The sequence below is a fragment of the Pseudomonas sp. 3296 genome (genome assembly GCF_031456615.1).
GTDB lineage: Bacteria > Pseudomonadota > Gammaproteobacteria > Pseudomonadales > Pseudomonadaceae > Aquipseudomonas > Aquipseudomonas mucoides.
This window is the reverse complement of sequence record NZ_JAVDUY010000005.1, coordinates 276335-291333: the sequence shown is the minus strand read 5'-3', so window position 1 is coordinate 291333 and position 14999 is coordinate 276335. Positions and strand designations below refer to the sequence as shown.

Genomic DNA, 14999 nt, shown 5'->3' with positions numbered 1-14999 from the left:
TTTTCGAACATTCGCGCACAAATCATTCCCACGCTCTGCGTGGGAATGCATCAATAGACGCTCTGCGTCGGCTTAGAGATGAGGCGGGCATTCCCACGCGGAGCGTGGGAATGATCTGTTGCGCAGAGGGTTAAACGACTTCGAGTCGAATCTTGTGCTGACTCAACAATTGCGCCAACGCCGGCACTGGCTGCTGATCGGTGACCAGGCAATCGATCAGGCTGATCGGCCCTAGGCGAATCATGGCGTTGCGCCCGAATTTGCTGGAGTCCGCCGCCAGAATCACTTGCCGCGCATTGGCGATGATCGCCTGCGACACCCGCACTTCCTGGTAGTCGAAGTCCAGCAGGCTGCCGTCTTCGTCGATGCCGCTGATGCCCACCAGCGCGAAGTCGACTTTGAACTGATTGATAAAGTCGACACTCGCCTGGCCGACCACACCGCCGTCGCGTCGCACGTTGCCACCGGTCAGCAGAACGTCAAAGTCGTCCTTGGCGCTGAGCATCGAGGCCACGTGCAGGTTGTTGGTAATGATTTTCAGGTGATTGTGGTTGAGCAGCGCCCGGGCAATCGATTCGGTGGTGGTGCCGATATTGATGAACAGCGAGGCGTGATCCGGGATCTGGGCGGCAATGGCTTCGCCGATGCGCTGTTTTTCATCGCGCATCTGATCGGCGCGCATGGCGTAGGCAGTGTTTTCAACACTGGAATCGTAGGCCGCGCCGCCATGGTAGCGACGCAACAGATTGGCTTCCGCCAGCTGATTGATATCGCGGCGGATGGTTTGCGGTGTGACGACGAACAGCGTGGCCATTTCCTCGATACTGACGTAGCCGCGTTCGCGAACCAGCTCGAGGATTTGCTGCTGACGGGGAGGCAGATTCATGGGGCTTCCTTTGGGCTGCCGTGCAAAATTTGCCCATGATGCCGCAGGAATCCGCTCCCGACCAGTTACAACCTACTGCGAACCTGTTGTTGGCTTATTCAGCGCCTTCATGGGGTTCCCAATCGCGGGTGCGGCTGACGGCTTTTTTCCAGCCGGCGTAAAGTTTTTCCTTCGTGGCTTCGTCCAGGGTCGGTTCGAATTCGCGCTCGATCACGGCCTTGCCGCGCAGTTCTTCCAGGCTGCCCCAGAAGCCACACGCCAGACCGGCCAGGTAAGCGGCGCCGAGTGCGGTAGTTTCACGCATTTGCGGACGCTCGACCTGAGTGCCGAGGATGTCGGCCTGGAATTGCATCAGGAAGTTGTTCGCAACCGCACCACCATCCACGCGCAGGGCTTTGAGGCGTTCACCGGAATCCTGTTGCATGGCGTCGAGCACGTCGCGGGTCTGGTAGGCAATCGACTCCAGCGCGGCACGAATGATGTGATCCACGCGTACACCGCGGGTCAGGCCAAACAAGGCACCACGGGCATACGGGTCCCAATACGGCGCGCCCAGGCCGGTGAAGGCCGGCACCAGGTATACGCCGTTGCTGTCCTTGACCTTGTTGGCGAAGTATTCGGTGTCATGGGCGTCATTGATGATCTTCAGTTCATCACGCAGCCATTGAACCGTGGAGCCACCGTTGAATACCGCGCCTTCCAGCGCATACGCCACTTCGCCGCGAGGGCCGCAGGCGATGGTGGTCAACATGCCGTGCTTGGATTTCACCGCTTTGTCGCCGGTGTTCATCAGCAGGAAGCAACCGGTGCCGTAGGTGTTTTTCGCCTGGCCGGGCTCGACGCACATCTGGCCGAACAGGGCAGCTTGCTGGTCACCAGCGATACCGCCAATGGCGATGCCGCTTTTGGTGTGGCCATAGATTTCGGACGAGGATTTAACTTCCGGCAGCATTTCGCGCGGAATATCCAGCACCTCCAGCATCTTCGCGTCCCACTCCAGGGTGTGGATATTGAAGAGCAGGGTGCGCGAGGCGTTGGTGTAGTCGGTGACGTGGACTTTGCCGCCGGTAAATTTCCAGATCAGCCAGCTGTCGACGGTGCCGAACAGCAGTTCGCCGTTGCGTGCACGCTCGCGGCTGCCTTCGACGTTGTCAAGAATCCACTTGAGCTTGGTGCCGGAGAAGTACGGGTCGGTGACCAGGCCCGTGGTGTCGCTGATGTATTGCTCGTGACCGTCGCGCTTGAGTTGCTGGCAGATCTCGGTGCTGCGGCGACACTGCCAGACGATCGCGTTGTAGATCGGGCGGCCGGTGGTCTTGTCCCAGACCACGGTGGTTTCGCGCTGGTTGGTGATGCCGATGGCCGCAACCTGGTCGTGATGCAGGCCGGCTTGTGCCAGGGCCTCGACCATCACGGCGCTTTGGGTGGCGAAGATTTCCATCGGGTCATGTTCGACCCAACCGGCTTGCGGGTAATGCTGGGCGAATTCGCGCTGTGCGGTGCAGACCACGTTCGCATCGCGATCGAAAATGATCGCGCGTGAGCTGGTCGTACCCTGATCGAGGGCAATGATGTAGTTCTTATTCTGAGTGTCGGTCATGTCGATTGCCTTGGACGAAAAAAGGGAGTGAGGTCAGGCGCGCGCCACAGGGGCAGGGTCACGCGCCTACGGTATCAAGAAGTTCTTGGTTTGCCGTCAATGGCCGGTGTTGCTTCCTTTGTAGCAGGTGTGGCGCTGGGCAGATGGCGGGCAATCAGCCCGCGATAGGCTGCAGCGCCGAGGCAGGCACCGACAATCGGTGCAAAAACAGGAATCAGGAAGTACGGGATATCACGCCCGCCGGTGAAGGAAATTTCACCCCAGCCCGCGAAGAAAGTCATCAGCTTCGGACCGAAATCACGCGCCGGGTTCATCGCGAAGCCGGTCAACGGGCCCATCGAGCTGCCAATCACCGCAATCAGCAGGCCGATCAGCAGCGGCGCCATCGGACCGTTGGGCAGGCCGTTGTTGTCATCGGTCAGGGACATGATCACGCCCATCAGGATCGCGGTGATGATCACTTCCACCAGGAACGCCTGGGCCGTGGTCAGGGCCGGGTTGGGGAAGGTCGAGAACACCGACGCCAGTTCCAGGCTGGCCTGAGTGCCGCGAACCATATGGTGGGTTTGTTCGAAATCGAAGAAGAGATTGCTGTATAGCGTGTAGACCAACAGCGCGCCGCAAAAGGCGCCCGCCACTTGGGCAAGGATATAAAACGGCAATTTACGCTTTTCGAAGTCCGCGAAAATGCTCAACGCAATGCTCACCGCAGGATTGAGGTGCGCCCCGGAAACCCCGGCGGTCAGGTAGATCGCCATGCTGACGCCGACGCCCCAGATGATGCTGATTTCCCACAAACCAAAGCTGGCACCCGCGACCTTGAGCGCGGCAACACAACCGGTACCAAAAAAGATAAGCAGCGCAGTGCCCAGAAACTCGGCCATGCATTGGCTCGAGAGCGACGGTTGTTGTAAAGCAGTTGTCATTGGAAACCTCAATTGTTTTTGTTGTCTGGCGCTTTTTTCATCATGGTCGAAGCGCGATTTTCACCAAGGCAGGATCCCCATCCTGGTCTTGGTTTACTGCTGGGTACTGCTGTAGGACTTTTCGTGCTGTATTCAGATTCGAAAAAATATAGACAAGAAACACTGCTGTCAAAGGTCGAAAGTGAACTGTCAGTCATAATCCAACTATTAGTCAGGTGAATGATCGTATTGTTCACGCAGTGGTTCCTGCGCGGACGAACGGTAAAAGTCGGCACCAGCCCTTTAAAAAGGGGCCGTAATAGAGCCTTTTGCGAGGCAATGTCCTAGAATCCAGCGCAGGATTTTTCTACTGCCGCCCAGTCTGGAGCTGTCATGACCCCCGCATTGGATTTGTTGAAAAAAGTTCGAGCCGAACATCGCGTGCACAGTTACGAACATGATCCAAAGGCCGCGTCCTATGGGTTGGAGGCCGCAGAGAAGCTTGGGCTCGACCCGGCGCGGGTGTTCAAGACCTTGCTGGCGGCCAGTGAAAAAGGTGAATTGCTGGTGGCGGTGGTACCGGTCGTCGGGAGTCTGGACTTGAAGCATCTGGCGCATGCGGCGGGTGTGAAAAAAGTCGAAATGGCCGATCCGGCAGCTGCGCAGCGAGCGACGGGTTACCTGTTGGGCGGAATCAGTCCATTGGGGCAGAAGAAGCGTTTGCGTACATTCATTGATAATTCGGCTCAGCCTTTCGCCAGCATTTTTGTCAGTGCCGGTCGGCGTGGTCTGGAAGTGGAATTGGCACCGCAGGTGCTGGCCGAACATGCCCAGGCCAAGTTCGCCGATATCAGCCGCGTCTGATTGAGGCTTATCCAGGCGTGTCTGTATGGTGGAAATTCCGTTTCTCTGTCACTGGTGTGAGTCAGCCTGGCGCGGCATGCTGGGAGATCTGACAAAGGGAGAAGGTCATGCAGCTTGAATTTCACCAGGTCGACGCGTTCAGTGATCGGCCGTTCAGTGGCAATCCCGCGATGGTCTATCGGCTCGATGCCTGGCTCGCCGATGAGCTGATGCAGAAAATCGCCGCCGAACACAATCTCGCCGAAACCGCCTTTGTGGTGCGTGAAGGTCAGGACTGGCACATCCGCTGGTTTACCCCGACCACCGAGGTGCCGTTGTGTGGCCATGCGACGCTGGCCAGCGCCTATGTGTTGTTTGAGATCTATAAAGAACCTGCCGAACGCCTGGACTTCATTTGCAAGTCCGGCCCGTTGAGCGTGAGCCGCGAAGGTGAGCGTTTATGGTTGGACTTCCCGGCGATCACGCCTTCGGAGGTCGGCGTCACTCTGGACGTCGAGCGCGCCTTGGGGGTCGAAGTGGTCGATGTGCTGGGGTCAAACGAGTTGTTTGTGGTGTTGGAGTCGGAACAGGCAGTGCTGGATTGCCAGCCAGACATGGTCGCATTGGCGAAGCTGCCGTGGCCCGGGGCGATTGTGACCGCCAAAGGCAGCGAGCATGATTTTGTCTCTCGCTATTTCGCGCCAGCGATTGGTCTCAACGAAGACCCGGTGACCGGCTCGACCCATTGCAGCCTGATTCCGTATTGGTCGAAACGGCTGGGTAAAACGAGCCTGACCGCGTATCAGTGTTCGAAACGGGGAGGGGAGTTGTTCTGCCGGCTGGAAGGTGATCGGGTGAAGATTGGCGGCAATGCGACGCTCGTTGCGAGCGGCGCACTGATATTGGCTTAACGCAAAACACCTGTAGGAGTGTGTATCAGTTGGTGTTGCTGTAGCGGCGCACACCCGATTCGACGGCCGGAATCTGCGCGGCAACGCTGCCGGACGCCTGGAACAGCACCAGGTGATCAGCCGCCACACGAATGCCGACGTCAGCACCGACCTGATGATCAGCATGGCTCGGAAAAATCGATTCCAGCTGCGCCCCGGTTGGCATCTGCAACCGATACAAGGTCGACGCGCCCTGGAACGACTTGCCGACAATTCGCGCCTTCAACGAGCTGTCCGGGGCATAGACGATATCGTCTGGGCGTAGCAACACGTCCACTGCGCCGCCCATCGGCCAGGTGTAAGCCCGATTGCCGCGCAATTCACCCAGCTCGGTCTGCACAGATTCCGGGCTGCTCAACTGGCCACGAATGAAGTAACCCTGGCCAATGAAGCTGGCCACAAACGGTGTCTGCGGTTCGTGATACAGGTTGTAAGGCGTGTCCCACTGTTCCAGCCGACCTTCCTTGAACACACCGACATGATCGCTGACCGCGAACGCCTCTTCCTGGTCGTGGGTCACCAGAATTGCGCTGGTGCCACGGGCCTTGAGAATGTCGCGCACTTCATGGCTGAGCTTGCGTCGCAGTTCGCCATCAAGGTTGGAGAACGGTTCGTCGAGCAACAGCAGTTGTGGTTCCGGTGCCAGTGCACGGGCCAGTGCAACCCGTTGCTGCTGACCGCCGGACAGTTCATGCGGGAAGCGCTTGCCAAGGTGCTTCAGGTTGACCAGTTCCAGCAGCTCTTCGGTCACGCGCTCCTTTTGCGGATGCTTGCGGATCCCGAAGGCGATGTTCTCGGCCACGCTCAAATGCGGGAACAGTGCGTAGTCCTGAAACACCATGCCGATCCGGCGTTTCTCCGGGGCGAGGGTAAAACCGGCACGGGAAATGGTCTCGCCGGCCAAGGTGATTTCACCTTCGTGCACCGGTTCGAAACCGGCAATCGCCCGCAACGTGGTGGTTTTGCCGCAGCCCGAAGAGCCGAGCAGGCAACCGATGTCACCGGCATTCAAATGCAGGTTGAGGTTCTGCACGACCCGCTGGTCTTGATAGCCGCAGGCGAGGTTACGCAGGTTAAGCAATAATGGCTGGCTCATGCGTGGTGATACGAAGGCGGGACGAGAAATTCGAGCAGGGCCTTTTGTGCGTGAAGACGGTTTTCGGCTTGATCCCAGGCGACCGAGCGTTTGTCGTCGAGCAGGTCGACGCTGATCTCTTCGCCGCGGTGGGCCGGCAGGCAATGCATGAAGAGCACGTCGTCCGCAGCCAGGTCGAGCAGCGCGCGATTGACCTGGTAGGGCGCGAACAGCTTCAGGCGCTTGGCGGTTTCTTCTTCCTGGCCCATGGAGGTCCAGACGTCGGTGCTCACCAGGTGAGCGCCGCGCACGGCTTCCTTTGGATCGCGGACGATTGTCACGCGATCGCCGGCCTTGGCCACGAATTCAGGGTTGGGCTCGTAACCTTCAGGGCAGGCAATGCGCAGCTGGAAGTCGAACTGGATCGCCGCTTCTAAATAGCTGTTGCACATGTTGTTGCCGTCGCCGATCCAGGCCACGGTCTTGCCCTGGATCGAACCGCGATGTTCGAGGAAGGTTTGCATGTCGGCCAGCAACTGGCACGGGTGCAGGTCGTCGGACAGGCCGTTGATCACCGGCACGCGGGAGTTGGCGGCGAATTCGGTCAGGGTGCTGTGGGCAAAGGTTCGGATCATCACGGCGTCGAGCATGCTCGACATGACGATCGCGCAGTCGCCGATCGGCTCGCCACGGCCCAGTTGCGTGTCGCGCGGCGACAGGAAGATCGCCTGGCCACCGAGCTGGATCATGCCGGCTTCGAACGAGATCCGGGTACGGGTCGAGGACTTCTCGAAAATCATCCCCAGGACGCGGTTTTTCAGAGGCTCGAACAGTACGCCGCGGTTACGCAGGTCCTTGAGCTCAACGCCTCGACGGATCACGCTGACCAGCTCTTCGGGCGTGCAATCCATCAGGGAGAGAAAGTGCCTTGCGCTCATCATTGACTACCTTTTTGCTACAAACCGCAGATGCTCAAAGCCTTGTTTAACGGAACAACGGGCGAGACCTGCGGCGTAAGCCGCACGGGGCGACGAAATAGGGGAAGGCGCGATCTTATAATTAAATGTCGCGTCTTACCAATAGGGGGCTCATTTTTACCGCTTCGAAAGGTTGCAGCGCTGCAACCGTTCAATGCAAGCGAAGGTTTTTTGATCCTCATCGCTCTGCATTTGTACACGGTGCCGAAGCGGGTATGCAACCACCCCTTTGTGCAGGCTCGCGCATTGAGCGCGTGCTTCTGTCCGGGGGCTATGCGCCGAAGATGGCTTGTTTTCTCAAGGGCTACGTTGTCTGTTGTTACGGTTTTGCGTGCGGGAATCAGGTGGTACTCAGGTAATCTGCGCGTCATTGCGTAATGTCGACAGAATCAAGTCAAACACTCCCAAGGAGGGACCCCGTCGTATGTCGATCAATAAAACCGGATACGCAGGCCTGACACGGCTCCGTCGGGTCTCTCCGGCGTTTGATATGGCAGTGCTGTCCACGGTCATGGGCTTCGCGATTATCGCCAGCACGATTTACCCCGGCGTTTCGAGCGCCGTGGTGGGGGCCATTGTCGGTGCTTTTATTGGCGTGAAGAATTTCAAGGACGACACGAGTGCAGATTGATTCGACCCAGTGTTTGGTAGTGGGTGGATTGATCGCAACGGGAATTTATCTGGGAGCTTCTCTGCTCTACCGATCAACGCCCGACCTCAAGCATGGCGCTGCCTTGGTGGTTGCGTGGTTTACCGTGGTAAGCGTTGTCGATATTGCGTTGCAGGTCTATCAAGCGGAACCTCATCAGCTGGGTATTCTGGCAAACCAGAAAGCAATCATTCTGATCGGCTCTGGAGTCATGCTTTGGTTGGCTGTCGGGGGCATTTGGGCGGCATTGATTTCACCCCTCAAGAAGAAAGCGTTGAAGGCTTCTCCGTCCCGGTAAGGTGCGGGGCAGGCCCGAAACACTTGCTAATGCAAAGTGCTGGGTTATAACTACCTGACGAGTGACGCAGGAAGCCTTCGAAATGGAATCGAAAGAAAAGCTGTTAATGGATCTACTTGGCCTCACGGCCCGCTCCCTGACCCACCTTACCGCCTCAATGACCTCGATGTGCTTCGAGCTGATGCGCAGTGAAGATGAGGTCACCAAGGCCGCCGGTCGACGGATGATCGACCGCATGGCAACCATCAGCACCGGGCTCGACGAGCATTGGCGACTGATCGGCGAGCTCACCGGCGTGCATGTTCCACAGGAGCAGGTCGAAACCCTTCAGGAAGTCCAGTTGCAGGCGGCGCCCCGTTTGCCGCCGAACTGAGTGCAGACGGCCATCGGCTGGCCTGATGGGGGCCGATTCACAAGACGAACGTCGCTGGCGCAGGAGCGTGTCTGGCGCCATAGTTTTGATCCCGCGGCCGATATAGCCCGCCCAGAACAAGACAGAGACTGGCCATGACCAAGACTCTCCATCACCGTGCCTGCCACTTGTGTGAAGCCATTTGCGGCCTGACCCTCGAAACCACCGAAGCCGACGGCGCGGTGCAGATCACTTCGATCAAGGGTGATCCGCTGGATACGTTCAGCCGTGGGCACATCTGCCCCAAGGCGGTGGCGCTGCAAGATATTCAGAACGATCCGGATCGTCTGCGTCAGCCGATGCAGCGAGTGGGCAGCGAATGGCAGCCTATCGCGTGGGAAGACGCCTTCAGCCTGGTCGCCGAACGCCTCGCGGCGATTCAGGAACGTCACGGGCAGAACGCGGTGGCGGTGTATCAAGGCAACCCCAGTGTGCACAACTACGGGTTGATGACTCACAGCAATTATTTCCTCGGCCTGCTGAAAACCCATAACCGTTTTTCAGCGACGTCCGTCGACCAGTTGCCGCATCACCTGACCAGTCATTTGATGTACGGCCATGGGTTGTTATTGCCGATTCCGGACATCGATCACACCGATTTCATGCTGATCCTGGGCGGTAATCCGCTGGCGTCCAACGGCAGCATCATGACCGTGCCGGATGTGGAAAAACGCTTGAAGGCGATTCAGGCCCGGGGCGGCAAAGTGGTGGTGGTCGATCCGCGTCGCAGCGAAACCGCCGCGATGGCCGATCAGCACCTGTTCGTGCGTCCCGGTGGCGATGCGGCATTGTTGTTCGGGCTGCTCAATACCTTGTTCGCTGAAAACCTGACGCGTGAGAGTCATTTGCCGGTCGACGGTCTGGATGACGTACGCCAGGCCATCGCCACGTTCACCGCCGAAGCCATGAGCTCGCTGTGCGCCGTGCCGGCCGAACAGATCCGCCAACTGGCGCGGGATTTTGCGGCGGCGCCGACAGCGGTGTGTTACGGCCGCATGGGCGTCTCGACCCAAGCGTTCGGTACGCTGTGCCATTGGCTGGTGCAATTGATCAATCTGGTCACCGGCAACCTTGATAGCGTGGGCGGTGCGTTGTGCACCGAGCCGGCGGTGGACCTGGTGGCGTCGACTTCGGGCGGGCATTTCAATCGGTGGCAAAGCCGTGTGTCCGCACGTCCGGAATATGCCGGCGAGTTGCCGGTATCGGCGCTGGCTGAAGAAATGCTCACCGAAGGGGAAGGGCAGGTTCGCGCACTGATCACCGTCGCCGGCAATCCGGTGCTGTCGACACCCAATGGCCGGCAACTGGAACAGGCGCTGGATGGTCTGGAATTCATGGTCAGCGTCGACCTGTACATCAATGAAACCACGCGCTATGCCGACCTGATTCTGCCCTCGACCTCGGCGCTGGAAAACGATCACTACGACACGACGTTCAACATGTTCGCGGTACGCAACGTGACGCGTTTCAACCGGGCGATCCTGGCCAAGCCGGAAGGTGCGTTGCATGACTGGGAGATCTTTGTCGGCCTGGCCAAGGCGTTTGCGGCGAAGACCGGCAAAGAACTGAAGCCGACGATTGCGCCCGCGCAAATGATCGACCTTGGCTTGCGGATGGGGCTGTATGGCGATGCGTCGGAACACAAGCTGTCGCTGGCCACCTTGTTCGACCATCCGCATGGGGTCGACCTGGGCGCGTTGAAATCCAACCTCGCGCCACGATTGAAAACCGCCAATCAGCGAGTGCAGGCAGCGCCGCCGACGATCCTTGCCGACCTCGCACGTTTCGCCGCACTACAAGCACCGGCCGCTGATCAGTTGCTGATGATTGGCCGCCGTCATGTGCGCAGCAACAATTCGTGGATGCACAACTATCACCGCCTGGTGAAGGGCAAACCACGTCATCAATTACTGATGCACCCGGACGACCTGTCCAGTCGCGGACTCAGCGACGGGCAGCGCGTGCGGGTGAGTTCGAGGGTGGGCATGATTGAAGTGGAAGTGGTCGCCAGCCTGGAGATGATGAAAGGCGTGGTCAGCCTGCCGCACGGCTGGGGGCATGCGCGGCCGGGTGTGCAGATGACGATTGCCAGTGGCCAGCCGGGATCCAGCGCCAATGACCTGACCGATGAATGTCTGCTCGACGAGTTGTCGGGGAATGCGGCGTTGAACGGCGTGCCGGTCACCGTGGCGGCGGCGTGATCGTGTCTGTCGGGGAGACCGAGCATGGCGCTCGGGTTTCCGTTACAATGCGCCACCGTGCCGACCTCTGAGTCGGAAAGTTCAGCCGAGGTGCTCCATGGATATCATCGAAACGATTAAAGAGCAGATTGCTAACAACACCATTCTGCTTTACATGAAAGGTTCGCCGAATGCCCCGCAGTGTGGCTTCTCCGCGAAAGCCGCGCAGGCCGTGATGGCATGTGGCGAAAAGTTTGCGTACGTGGACATCCTGCAGAACCCGGAAATCCGCGCCAACCTGCCAAAATACGCCAACTGGCCAACCTTCCCGCAACTGTGGGTCGGTGGTGAGCTGGTCGGCGGTAGCGACATCATGACCGAGATGGCTGCTGACGGTTCGCTGCAGAGCACGATCAAAGCCGCTGTTGAAGCGGCCGCTGCCAACAAGACCGAAGCTTGATTCGGTATTTGTAGGCAATAAAAAAGCCCCGCCTCTTTAAAAGAGTGCGGGGCTTTTTAATGTCTCGAGTTTAGCGGGCGCTCACTTACTCGTCTTCGCCCATCTGCGATTGCAGGTAGTTCTCAAGACCGACTTTATCGATCAGGCCCAGTTGGGTTTCCAGCCAGTCGATATGTTCTTCTTCGGATTCGAGAATGTCTTCGAGCAGTTCACGGCTACCGAAGTCGCCGACCGTTTCGCAATGAGCGATGGCGACTTTCAGATCAGCATGGCCGGTGCGCTCGATACGCAGGTCGCACTCAAGCATTTCCTTGGTGTGCTCGCCGATGTGCAGCTTGCCCAGGTCCTGGACGTTCGGCAGGCCTTCAAGGAACAGGATGCGCTTGATCAGCTTGTCCGCGTGCTTCATCTCATCGATGGATTCGTGGTACTCGTGCTTGCCCAGCTTGTTCAGGCCCCAATCTTCATACATGCGCGCATGCAAGAAGTATTGATTGATCGCGACCAGCTCATTGGCAAGGATCTTGTTGAGATGCTGGATGACTGTAACGTCGCCTTTCATGATGGGGTCCTGCCCTGAGTAACTGTCAATTGAGCAGAGTTTGAGCCGCGTATGTAAGGGTGTCAAACCTAAGTTATTGAAACTTATATGAAAATTAATCTGAATAAGAATGTTTGTGTTCCGCGTCTGGAGCGTAAGCGATTGATTTTCAGGCATAAAAAAACCGGACATCAAGTCCGGTTCTTTGAAACAGGGGCTTTACGCGGCAGTAAATTCTACCGGGAAAGGAATGGCTGCCTGAGCCGATTGCAATTTGGTCAGGGTTTCGCGAACCACTTCCTTTGCAAGGCAGGCGCATTTGCCGCATTGGCTGGCTACGCCGGTGGCCTGACGGACTTCCTTATAGCTGCAGCAACCTTCATAGATTGCATCGCGGATTTGACCGTCGGTGACGCCAGTGCAGAGGCAGACATACATAAGAAAAAACCGTCGCTGGTTGTGACTCAATTGCGATGGATCTTAATGTTAACGAGAATGATTGTCAAAGTGGTTTCTGAAAGCTTTGCGTTATAAGCGGGCGTGACCGACGAACGGTTTTCAATCAGGCAATCTGCCAGTAACGGTCACGACGGCAATTTTGACCCTCCTGCAAAAAACCGTTGAAGACAGCCTAAAAACGCCGTGTATGATGGTCGGTCCTTCGAAGGGGGGTCGTGTCACAGGGCTGTCGCCTGAGGGTGGCAGGCTGATGCGAATCCAGTTCTTCACGTTAATAGACCAGGAGATATCCAATGAGCGTACTCGTAGGCAAACAAGCCCCGGACTTCACCGTTCCAGCCGTCCTCGGCAATGGCGAAATCGTAGACAGCTTCACCCTGTCGTCGGCCATCAAAGGCAAATACGGCCTGGTGTTCTTCTACCCACTGGACTTCACCTTCGTTTGCCCGTCCGAGCTGATCGCTCTGGACAACCGCATGGCTGACTTCAAGTCCCGCAACGTTGAAGTGGTTGCCGTGTCGATCGACTCGCACTTCACCCACAACGCCTGGCGCAACACCCCGGTGAACAATGGCGGTATCGGCCAGGTTCGTTACACCATGGCTGCCGACATCAAGCAGGAAATCATGAAGGCTTACGACGTTCAGTCCGCTGACGGCGTGGCTTTCCGTGGCGCGTTCCTGATCGACGACAAAGGCGTTGTCCGTTCGCAGATCATCAACGACCTGCCGCTGGGCCGTAACATGGAAGAGCTGATCCGTCTGGTCGACGCTCTGCAATTCCACGAAGAGCACGGCGAAGTTTGCCCTGCCAACTGGAAAAAAGGCGACAAGGGCATGAACGCTTCGCCAGAAGGCGTTGCTGCTTACCTGACCGAGCACGCTGCGGCGCTGTAAGCCCAAGCGTCAGGCATAAAAAAACCGGCCTCAGTGGCCGGTTTTTTTATGCGCGGGATTCATCAGCGACAGATCAGTCGTTGAAATCTTCCCAGCCGCCCATTTGTTTCCAGCGATTGACGATGCCGCAGAACAGCTCTGCCGTCTTCTCGGTGTCATAACGAGCCGAGTGGGCCTCGCGACCGTCGAAGTCGATATCCGCCGCTTGGCAGGCCTTGGCGAGCACGGTCTGACCGTAGGCCAGGCCGGCAAGGGTCGCGGTGTCGAAGCTGGAAAACGGATGAAACGGATTACGTTTCATGTCCAGGCGTGCGACGGCTGCGTTGAGGAAGCCCAAATCGAAGCTGCTGTTGTGGCCGACCAGAATTGCCCGTTTGCAGCCGTTGGCTTTCAGGGCCTTGCGGATGCCGCGGAAAATATCGGTCAGCGCCGCTTCTTCACTCACGGCCATGCGCAGCGGGTGATCGAGTTTGATCCCGGTGAATTCCAGCGCTGCTGCTTCGATGTTTGCGCCTTCAAAAGGCTCTACACGGAAGAAGTAGGTGTGATCGGGGTACACAAACCCTTTCTCGTCCATGGCGATGGTGGTTGCAGCAATTTCCAGCAGGGCGTCGGTGGCCGAGTTGAAACCACCGGTTTCTACGTCGACGACGACCGGCAGGTAGCCACGGAATCTGGCAGCCATTGGATGACGAGGACCGCCTCCACCGCCTTGTCCGTCCTGTTCGTCGTCGAAATGGTCTTCACTCACGCGTGTTCCTCCAGCAGGCGCCAGCGCAGTTTTTCACCGGCGCGCAGCGGGATAACGGTCAACTCGCCAAATGGCAGGCTGGTTGGGGCGGTCCACTCATCGCGGACCAGGGTAATGCGGTCGGTGTTCGCTGGCAGGCCATAGAAACGCGGGCCGTTGAGGCTGGCGAAGGCTTCGAGCTTGTCCAGCGCGTTGCGCTGTTCGAACGCTTCGGCGTACATCTCGATGGCCGCATAGGCGGTGTAGCAACCGGCGCAGCCACACGCGGCTTCTTTGGCGTGCTGGGCGTGGGGAGCCGAGTCGGTGCCCAGGAAGAACTTTTCGCTGCCGCTGGTGGCGGCGTCGAGCAGGGCTTCCTGGTGCGTATTGCGCTTGAGAATCGGCAGGCAATAGAAGTGCGGCCGAATACCGCCCACCAGCATGTGGTTGCGGTTGTACAGCAGGTGGTGCGCGGTGATGGTTGCGCCGACGTTGGCCGAGGCCGCGTTGACGAATTGCACGGCATCGGCGGTGGTGATGTGTTCGAACACCACTTTAAGCGTCGGGAAACGCTCGACCACACGGCGCATGTGCTCATCGATGAAGATTTTTTCGCGGTCGAACACGTCGACATCGCCACGGGTGACTTCACCGTGAATCAACAACGGCATCCCGACTTCGGCCATGGCCTCGAGCGCAGGGAAGATCTTGTCGATGCTGGTGACGCCAGAATCCGAGTTGGTGGTCGCGCCGGCCGGGTACAGCTTGGCGGCGTACACGAAACCGCTGGCCTTGGCCTCGCGAATTTCTTCGGGCTGGGTGCGGTCGGTCAGGTAAAGCACCATCAACGGTTCGAAGCGACTGCCGGCCGGGCGTGCAGCAAGGATTCGCTGGCGATAGCCGTCGGCTTCAGCGGCGTTACGCACCGGAGGTACCAGGTTGGGCATGATGATGGCGCGACCAAAGGTGCGCGCAACATCCGCAACGGTATTGGTCAACACGGCACCATCGCGAAGATGAATGTGCCAGTCGTCGGGACGCAGCAGGGTCAGGCGGTCGGACATGAGGGGATTCCAGGCGGGTCAAACTCAGGGGAATGCTACCGGAAAAGACTCTTGCAGGCACTCGCTATCAAGTT

At 58.3% G+C, this 14999-nt stretch carries 18 protein-coding genes; 8 read left to right on the top strand and 10 right to left on the bottom strand.

Annotated features, from left to right (window positions below; translation table 11 throughout):
- Nucleotides 1-130 precede the first annotated feature (130 nt).
- From J2X66_RS15405 to J2X66_RS15390, 4 genes are all read right to left on the bottom strand, one after another.
- Complete coding sequence (locus J2X66_RS15405; protein WP_007916700.1) at nt 131-886, bottom strand: DeoR/GlpR family transcriptional regulator; 756 nt, start codon at nt 884-886, stop codon at nt 131-133.
- Nucleotides 887-980: 94 nt separating this feature from the next.
- Complete coding sequence (gene glpK / locus J2X66_RS15400; protein WP_310265758.1) at nt 981-2486, bottom strand: glycerol kinase GlpK; 1506 nt, start codon at nt 2484-2486, stop codon at nt 981-983.
- 74 nt (nt 2487-2560) lie between these two features.
- Entirely contained in the window at nt 2561-3412 is an 852-nt protein-coding gene (locus tag J2X66_RS15395) for an MIP/aquaporin family protein (RefSeq protein ID WP_027922835.1), read from the bottom strand.
- Nucleotides 3413-3420: 8 nt separating this feature from the next.
- On the bottom strand, nt 3421-3648 hold the full coding sequence (locus J2X66_RS15390; RefSeq protein ID WP_310265754.1) for a hypothetical protein: 228 nt from the start codon (nt 3646-3648) through the stop codon (nt 3421-3423).
- A gap of 136 nt (nt 3649-3784) precedes the next feature.
- On the opposite strand from J2X66_RS15390, the gene ybaK reads away from it, so the two are divergent.
- Both ybaK and J2X66_RS15380 read left to right on the top strand, forming a co-directional pair.
- The gene (ybaK, locus tag J2X66_RS15385) at nt 3785-4255 is read left to right on the top strand and encodes a Cys-tRNA(Pro) deacylase (RefSeq protein ID WP_310265752.1); all 471 of its coding nucleotides are present in this window, start codon (nt 3785-3787) and stop codon (nt 4253-4255) included.
- Between the two features lie 107 nt (nt 4256-4362).
- Entirely contained in the window at nt 4363-5145 is a 783-nt protein-coding gene (locus J2X66_RS15380; protein WP_310265748.1) for a PhzF family phenazine biosynthesis protein, read from the top strand.
- A 25-nt stretch (nt 5146-5170) separates the two neighbouring features.
- Here J2X66_RS15380 and J2X66_RS15375 read toward each other — a convergent pair whose 3' ends face one another.
- Together J2X66_RS15375 and argF are read right to left on the bottom strand one after the other, a co-directional pair.
- On the bottom strand, nt 5171-6280 hold the full coding sequence (locus J2X66_RS15375) for an ABC transporter ATP-binding protein (protein ID WP_310265745.1): 1110 nt from the start codon (nt 6278-6280) through the stop codon (nt 5171-5173).
- Complete coding sequence (gene argF, locus J2X66_RS15370; protein ID WP_310265743.1) at nt 6277-7197, bottom strand: ornithine carbamoyltransferase; 921 nt, start codon at nt 7195-7197, stop codon at nt 6277-6279. Before argF ends, J2X66_RS15375 begins: the two co-directional genes overlap by 4 nt.
- A 463-nt stretch (nt 7198-7660) precedes the next feature.
- On the opposite strand from argF, the gene J2X66_RS15365 reads away from it, so the two are divergent.
- The 5 genes from J2X66_RS15365 (at nt 7661) to grxD (ending at nt 11235) form a co-directional block, all read left to right on the top strand.
- Nucleotides 7661-7867: a hypothetical protein gene (locus tag J2X66_RS15365; protein ID WP_310265740.1), complete on the top strand. Its 207-nt coding sequence runs from the start codon at nt 7661-7663 to the stop codon at nt 7865-7867.
- On the top strand, nt 7857-8183 hold the full coding sequence (locus tag J2X66_RS15360) for a hypothetical protein (protein WP_310265738.1): 327 nt from the start codon (nt 7857-7859) through the stop codon (nt 8181-8183). Before J2X66_RS15365 ends, J2X66_RS15360 begins: the two co-directional genes overlap by 11 nt.
- Before the next feature lie 82 nt (nt 8184-8265).
- Nucleotides 8266-8556: a hypothetical protein gene (locus tag J2X66_RS15355; RefSeq protein WP_310265736.1), complete on the top strand. Its 291-nt coding sequence runs from the start codon at nt 8266-8268 to the stop codon at nt 8554-8556.
- A gap of 134 nt (nt 8557-8690) precedes the next feature.
- Complete coding sequence (locus tag J2X66_RS15350) at nt 8691-10796, top strand: molybdopterin oxidoreductase family protein (RefSeq protein ID WP_310265734.1); 2106 nt, start codon at nt 8691-8693, stop codon at nt 10794-10796.
- 97 nt (nt 10797-10893) lie between these two features.
- Entirely contained in the window at nt 10894-11235 is a 342-nt protein-coding gene (gene grxD, locus J2X66_RS15345) for a Grx4 family monothiol glutaredoxin (RefSeq protein WP_194692629.1), read from the top strand.
- An 85-nt stretch (nt 11236-11320) separates the two neighbouring features.
- Here grxD and bfr read toward each other — a convergent pair whose 3' ends face one another.
- Together bfr and J2X66_RS15335 are read right to left on the bottom strand one after the other, a co-directional pair.
- Nucleotides 11321-11797, bottom strand: coding sequence for a bacterioferritin (gene bfr, locus J2X66_RS15340; protein ID WP_027922842.1), 477 nt, complete (start codon nt 11795-11797; stop codon nt 11321-11323).
- Nucleotides 11798-11995: 198 nt separating this feature from the next.
- A complete protein-coding gene (locus tag J2X66_RS15335) occupies nt 11996-12214 on the bottom strand; it encodes a bacterioferritin-associated ferredoxin (protein ID WP_007943567.1) in 219 nt (72 codons plus the stop codon).
- 314 nt (nt 12215-12528) lie between these two features.
- On the opposite strand from J2X66_RS15335, the gene J2X66_RS15330 reads away from it, so the two are divergent.
- A complete protein-coding gene (locus J2X66_RS15330; RefSeq protein WP_027922844.1) occupies nt 12529-13131 on the top strand; it encodes a peroxiredoxin in 603 nt (200 codons plus the stop codon).
- Between the two features lie 73 nt (nt 13132-13204).
- Here J2X66_RS15330 and rnt read toward each other — a convergent pair whose 3' ends face one another.
- Both rnt and pyrC read right to left on the bottom strand, forming a co-directional pair.
- Nucleotides 13205-13882 carry a ribonuclease T gene (rnt, locus tag J2X66_RS15325; protein WP_027922845.1) on the bottom strand — a complete coding sequence of 226 codons (678 nt, stop codon included), beginning with the start codon at nt 13880-13882 and terminating at the stop codon, nt 13205-13207.
- Entirely contained in the window at nt 13879-14925 is a 1047-nt protein-coding gene (pyrC, locus tag J2X66_RS15320) for a dihydroorotase (RefSeq protein WP_310265728.1), read from the bottom strand. The genes rnt and pyrC overlap by 4 nt, the downstream gene beginning before the upstream one ends.
- Nucleotides 14926-14999 lie beyond the last annotated feature (74 nt).